This window comes from Streptomyces zinciresistens K42 (genome assembly GCF_000225525.1).
Lineage (GTDB): Bacteria > Actinomycetota > Actinomycetes > Streptomycetales > Streptomycetaceae > Streptomyces > Streptomyces zinciresistens.
In genome coordinates, this window is record NZ_AGBF01000305.1 from 1 (window position 1) to 5367 (window position 5367).

General features: G+C 75.5%; 5 protein-coding genes. 3 read left to right on the forward strand and 2 right to left on the reverse strand.

Annotated elements, in window-relative coordinates; translation table 11 throughout:
* Positions 1-319 (forward strand): universal stress protein (locus SZN_RS35090; protein ID WP_007504768.1); only part of this gene is annotated, 319 nt, incomplete at its 5' end.
* Positions 320-423: 104 nt separating this feature from the next.
* Complete coding sequence (locus tag SZN_RS35095; RefSeq protein ID WP_007504769.1) at positions 424-2805, forward strand: phosphoketolase family protein; 2382 nt, start codon at positions 424-426, stop codon at positions 2803-2805.
* Between the two features lie 122 nt (positions 2806-2927).
* Here SZN_RS35095 and SZN_RS35100 read toward each other — a convergent pair whose 3' ends face one another.
* Positions 2928-3299, reverse strand: a complete 372-nt coding sequence (locus tag SZN_RS35100) for an STAS domain-containing protein (protein WP_007504770.1) — start codon at positions 3297-3299, stop codon at positions 2928-2930.
* Positions 3300-3577: 278 nt separating this feature from the next.
* On the opposite strand from SZN_RS35100, the gene SZN_RS35105 reads away from it, so the two are divergent.
* Positions 3578-4648, forward strand: coding sequence for a zinc-dependent alcohol dehydrogenase family protein (locus SZN_RS35105; RefSeq protein WP_007504771.1), 1071 nt, complete (start codon positions 3578-3580; stop codon positions 4646-4648).
* Positions 4649-4651: 3 nt separating this feature from the next.
* Here the strand turns inward: SZN_RS35105 and SZN_RS35110 are convergent, their stop codons facing one another.
* Positions 4652-5131 carry a pyridoxamine 5'-phosphate oxidase family protein gene (locus SZN_RS35110; protein WP_007504773.1) on the reverse strand — a complete coding sequence of 160 codons (480 nt, stop codon included), beginning with the start codon at positions 5129-5131 and terminating at the stop codon, positions 4652-4654.
* Positions 5132-5367 lie beyond the last annotated feature (236 nt).

A 5367-nucleotide genomic window follows, 5' to 3' on the forward strand; every position in this document is an offset into this window, starting at 1 on the left:
TACGGGCCCGGCGCGGCCCCGCGCGGGAGAGCACCGGCCACCCGCCGTGAGGCGGGAACCCGCCCGGACGCATGAGCGGCGGCCGGCCGAGGTACTGGAGAAGGCGCTGAACGGCCTCCCCGCCGGGGCCGGGACGCAGCGCCGCGCGGTCGAGGGCACCCCGCGCGACGTGCTCGTGGCCGCCACGCGCGCCGCCGATCTGCTGGTCGCCGGTGCCGGACGGCGGCACCGGCGCTTCGGCCCGCGACCGGGCCGGGTGGCCCACGGGGTGCCGCGCCACGCGGCCTGCCCGGTCGCCGTCGTGCCCGAGCCGGAGTGAGATGCGAGACAGACGCCCCGTCCGGCGGGCCGCCGCCCCCGCGGCCGGCCCCGCCGCCCGTACCCCCGCCGTGACCCGACCCCGACAGACTTCCGGAGAATCCCATGTCCCAGGTGGCACACCCGAGCCCCACCGCACCGGCCGACGACGAACTGCGCGCGCTCGACGCCCACTGGCGGGCCGCCAACTACCTGGCCGCCGGACAGATCTACCTCATGGCCAACCCCCTGCTGACCGAGCCGCTGCGGCCCGAGCACATCAAGCCCCGGCTGCTCGGCCACTGGGGCACCTCCCCCGGCCTGAACCTCGTCTACACCCACCTCAACCGGGTCATCAGGGCGCGGGCGCTGAACGCCCTGTGCGTGTGGGGCCCCGGGCACGGCGGGCCGTCCGTGCTCGCCGGGTCCTGGCTGGACGGCAGCTACAGCGACGTCTACCCGGACGTGTCACGGGACGCCCGCGGCATGGAGCGGCTGTTCCGGCAGTTCTCCTTCCCCGGCGGGGTGCCCAGCCATGTGGCGCCGGAGGTGCCCGGCTCCCTGCACGAGGGCGGTGAGCTCGGCTACTCCCTCGCCCACGCCTACGGCGCGGCCCTGGACAACCCGGACCTGCTCGTCGCCTGCGTCATCGGCGACGGCGAGGCCGAGACCGGTCCGCTGGCCGGCTCCTGGCACGCCAACAAGTTCCTCGACCCCGTCCACGACGGGGCCGTCCTGCCGATCCTGCACCTCAACGGCTACAAGATCGCCAACCCCACCGTGCTCTCCCGGCTGCCCGAGGCCGAGCTCGACGATCTGCTGCGCGGCTACGGACACGAGCCGGTCCACGTCGCCGGCGACGACCCGCTCACCGTCCACCTCGCGATGGCCCAGGCCCTGGACACCGCGCTGGACCGTATCGCCCTGATGCAGCGCTCCGCCCGCGAGGACGGCGTCACCGAGCGGGTCCGCTGGCCGGTCGTCGTGCTGCGCACCCCGAAGGGCTGGACCGGGCCCGCCGAGGTCGACGGCCTCCCCGTGGAAGGCACCTGGCGCTCCCACCAGGTCCCGCTGTCCGGCGTGCGCGACAACCCCGAGCACCTGCGGCAACTGGAGGCGTGGCTGCGCTCGTACCGGCCCGCGGAGCTGTTCCACCCGGACGGGCGGCCCGCCGCCGACGTCCTCGCCTGCGTGCCCGAGGGCGCGCGCCGCCTGGGCGCCACCCCGCACGCCAACGGCGGCCTCCTGCTGCGCGATCTGCCCATCCGCCCCCTGGACACCTTCGCCGTGCCCGTCGACAAGCCCGGCGCCACCGTGCACGAGCCGACCCGTGTCCTCGGCGGCCTCCTCGAACAGGTCATGAACGACACCCGCGCGCGCCGCGACTTCCGGCTCGTCGGCCCCGACGAGACCGCCTCCAACCGGCTCCAGGCCGTCTTCGACGCCAGCGGCAAGGCATGGCAGGAGGCGACCCTGCCGGTGGACGAGCACCTCGACCGGCACGGCAGGGTGATGGAGATCCTCTCCGAACACCTGTGCCAGGGCTGGCTGGAGGGCTACCTGCTCACCGGCCGGCACGGGCTGTTCTCCTGCTACGAGGCGTTCGTGCACATCGTCGACTCCATGGTCAACCAGCACATCAAATGGCTCAGGACCGCACGCCGGCTGCCCTGGCGCGCGCCCGTCGCCTCCCTCAACTACCTGCTCACCTCGCACGTGTGGCGCCAGGACCACAACGGCTTCTCCCACCAGGACCCCGGCTTCGTCGACCACGTCCTCAACAAGAGCCCCGAGGTCGTGCGCGTCTACCTCCCGCCGGACGCCAACACCCTGCTGTCCGTCGCCGACCACGCCCTGCGCAGCCGGGACCACGTCAACGTGATCGTGGCCGGCAAGCAGCCCTGCTTCGACTGGCTGTCCCTCGACGAGGCCCGCGCCCACTGCGCGCGCGGCGCCGGCATCTGGGACTGGGCGGGCACCGAGAACGGCGCCGAACCGGACGTCGTCCTCGCCTGCGCGGGCGACGTGCCCACCCAGGAGGTGCTGGCCGCCGCCCAACTGCTGCGCCGCCACCTGCCCCGGCTCGCCGTTCGCGTCGTCAACGTGGTCGACATGACCCGGCTGCTGCCGCGCGAGGAACACCCGCACGGCATGCCGGACTTCGAGTACGACGGCCTGTTCACCGCGGACAAGCCGGTGATCTTCGCCTACCACGGCTACCCCTGGCTGATCCACCGCCTCGCCTACCGCCGCGCCGGCCACCCGAACCTGCACGTGCGCGGCTACAAGGAGTCCGGCACCACGACCACGCCCTTCGACATGGTCGTTCGCAACGACCTGGACCGCTACCGCCTCGTCATGGACGTCATCGACCGCGTGCCCGGCCTCGCAGTGCGCGCCGCCGCCGTACGGCAGTCCATGGCCGACGCCCGCACCCGGCACCACGCCTGGATCCGCGAGCACGGCACGGACCTGCCCGAGGTCGCCGACTGGTCCTGGAACGCCTGAAAGGGCCCGGTGGGGCCGGGCGGGCCCGGTACGGGCCGCCGTGCGGGGAGCGCCCCGCACGGCGGGCCGCTCCCCGGCGGGAGGACGCCGCCCGCCGGGGCACGCGGCCCGGTGCGCGGGTCTCAGCCGGGTGCGAGGCCCGTCGCCGGGCCCGTCGGCGGATGCGGCTGTACCTCGAACGCCCCGGCCAGCCCGACGACCCGCAGCAGCCGCAGGAAGGCGCCGTCGCGGGTCACCAGGCGGAGCCGGCCGTTGCGGGCCCGGACGCGGTTGCGGGTCCGGCACAGGACGCCGAGGCCCGCGCAGTCGATGAACGACACGTCCCGCAGGTCGAGCACCAGGTCGGCTCCGTCGACGCAGGTGAGGGCGTCGAGGCGGGAGGCGAGCGGGGTCGCGGCGACGAGGTCGATCTCACCGTCGAGCGCCAGCACGGTGGTGCCGCGGACGGCGCGCGGTGCCGGGGACCCGGCGGGCCTCGGAGGGTTCTCGGGCATGGCAGGATCAAACCTCTGCCGGAGGAGAGCGCGGTAGGGCCGAACGGTCCCTGCCGGGCGGGTCCGCCGGCCCCACCCGCGGGCCACCGCGGAGGGCACCGCCCGGCGCGCCCGGCACGACCCCGGGAGGGGCCGTCCGGCCCATGCGCCCCGGCCCGGCCTGCGTCACCCTGGACATGCGGGGTCACCCCGGCGGGGCACGGTCCCCGGTCGGCACCGCCGCCGAGACGTCACCGCCGGCCCCGGCCCCGCCCCACACGAGCGGGGTGAGGAGTGCCATGAAGGGCTATGTGTTCCACGGTGCCGGACGGTCCGCCTGGGAAGAGGTCCCGGACCCGGCCCTCAAGGACCCGACCGACGCGATCGTGCGGGTCGGCGCCGTCACCATCTGCGGCACCGACCTGCACATCCTCAAGGGCGACGTGCCCGAGGTGCGTCCCGGCACGGTCCTCGGCCACGAGGCCGTCGGCGAGGTCGTGGAGGTGGGTGCCGACGTGCGGACGGTGCGTCCGGGCGACCGCGTCCTCGTCTCCTGCATCACCGCCTGCGGGCGCTGCGCGTACTGCCGCCGCGGCGCGTACGGCCAGTGCCGCGGCGGGGGCGGCTGGATCCTCGGCCACCTGACCGACGGCACCCAGGCGGAGTACGTCCGGGTGCCCCACGCGGACCTGTCGGTGCACCCGCTGCCCGGCGCCCTGGACAGCAAGGACGCCGTCCTGCTGGCCGACATCTTCCCGACCGCCTACGAGGTCGGCGTCCTCAACGGCCGGGTCCGGCCGGGCGACACCGTCGCCGTGGTCGGCGCCGGCCCCGTCGGACTGGCCGCGATCAGCACCGCCCGGCTGTACTCACCCGAGCGGATCGTCGTCGTCGACCTGGCACCCGCCCGGCTGGAGGCGGCCCGCGGGCTGGGCGCCGACGCCGTGGCCGAGCCCGGGGAGGGCCCCGAGCAGCTGGTCGCCGATCTCACCGACGGCCTCGGCGCGGACGTCGTCATCGAGGCGGTCGGAGTGCCGGAGACCTTCGAACTGTGCACCCGGATGGTCCGGCCCGGCGGCCATGTCGCCAACGTCGGCGTGCACGGCGCCCCCGCGACCCTGCACCTGGAAGACCTGTGGATCAAGAACGTCACCCTCACCACCGGGCTGGTCGACACGTACTCGACGCCGATGCTGCTGCGGATGGCGGCGGCCGGCCGGCTGCCCGCCGCGCGGCTGGTCACCCATGTCTTCCCGCTGGAGCGCATGCAGGAGGCGTACGACGTCTTCGCCGGCGCGGCCGGCACGGGCGCCCTCAAGGTCGTCCTCGGCGGCGCGCAGCACGAGGTGGTGGCGGTGGACGCGGCCTGACGGCTACGCGTCCGCGGTGAGCAGGACGCCCGTGACCACCTCGGGGCTGATCCGGATCGCCTGGTCCATGGCCTGCTCCACCCACGGACGCACCAGCGCCCGGCAGCGGACCAGGTCGGCCGGGTCGGTCACCAGCCGCGCGTACCCGGTCACGACCACGCTCCAGCCGAGATGCGTCCGCGGGTCGATGACGTCCGCCTCGTAGGCCACCACCACCCCCGGGTCGCCGGCCCGCGCGGCGGAGGAGACGAGGGCGGCGCCCTCGTGGACGCGGATGACGATGTCGCCGCCGTCCAGGGCGTGGTTGACCGGGCGCACGGTCGGCAGCGCGTGCCGGGTGAAGACGATCCTGCCCAGGGAGACGCTGCCCAGCAGCCGCAGCGCCTCCGCGCCGTCGAGCTCGACCCGGCGGCGCGGCGCGGGCGGGGCGGTGCGCCGGTCGTCCGGTGCCGCCGGTGGCATCCGCAGGGGTGTGTCGCTCATGGTCCGGTCCGCTCTGCCCGAGGACGGAGCGACACCGCGGGGGACCGGTGCCGCTCCTTCGTCCAGCCTCTCCCGCCCGGGACGACGCCGCCAGGGCCGATGAGCCCCGGCACCTGCCCGAGCGGCCCTGTTCCCGCCCCTGTTCCCGTCCCTGTCCGTGACACCGCCGCGCGCGGCGTGCCGGGGACGGGGCGCGCGGCAGGGGCTCCGCCGCCGCGGGGGCCCGCCGGTGCACC

Coding starts and splice junctions, on each gene's coding strand:
- SZN_RS35095 (WP_007504769.1), top strand. CDS start 424: ATGTCCCAGGTGGCACACCCGAGCCCCACCGCACCGGCCGACGACGAA.
- SZN_RS35100 (WP_007504770.1), bottom strand. CDS start 3,299: ATGCCCGAGAACCCTCCGAGGCCCGCCGGGTCCCCGGCACCGCGCGCC.
- SZN_RS35105 (WP_007504771.1), top strand. CDS start 3,578: ATGAAGGGCTATGTGTTCCACGGTGCCGGACGGTCCGCCTGGGAAGAG.
- SZN_RS35110 (WP_007504773.1), bottom strand. CDS start 5,131: ATGAGCGACACACCCCTGCGGATGCCACCGGCGGCACCGGACGACCGG.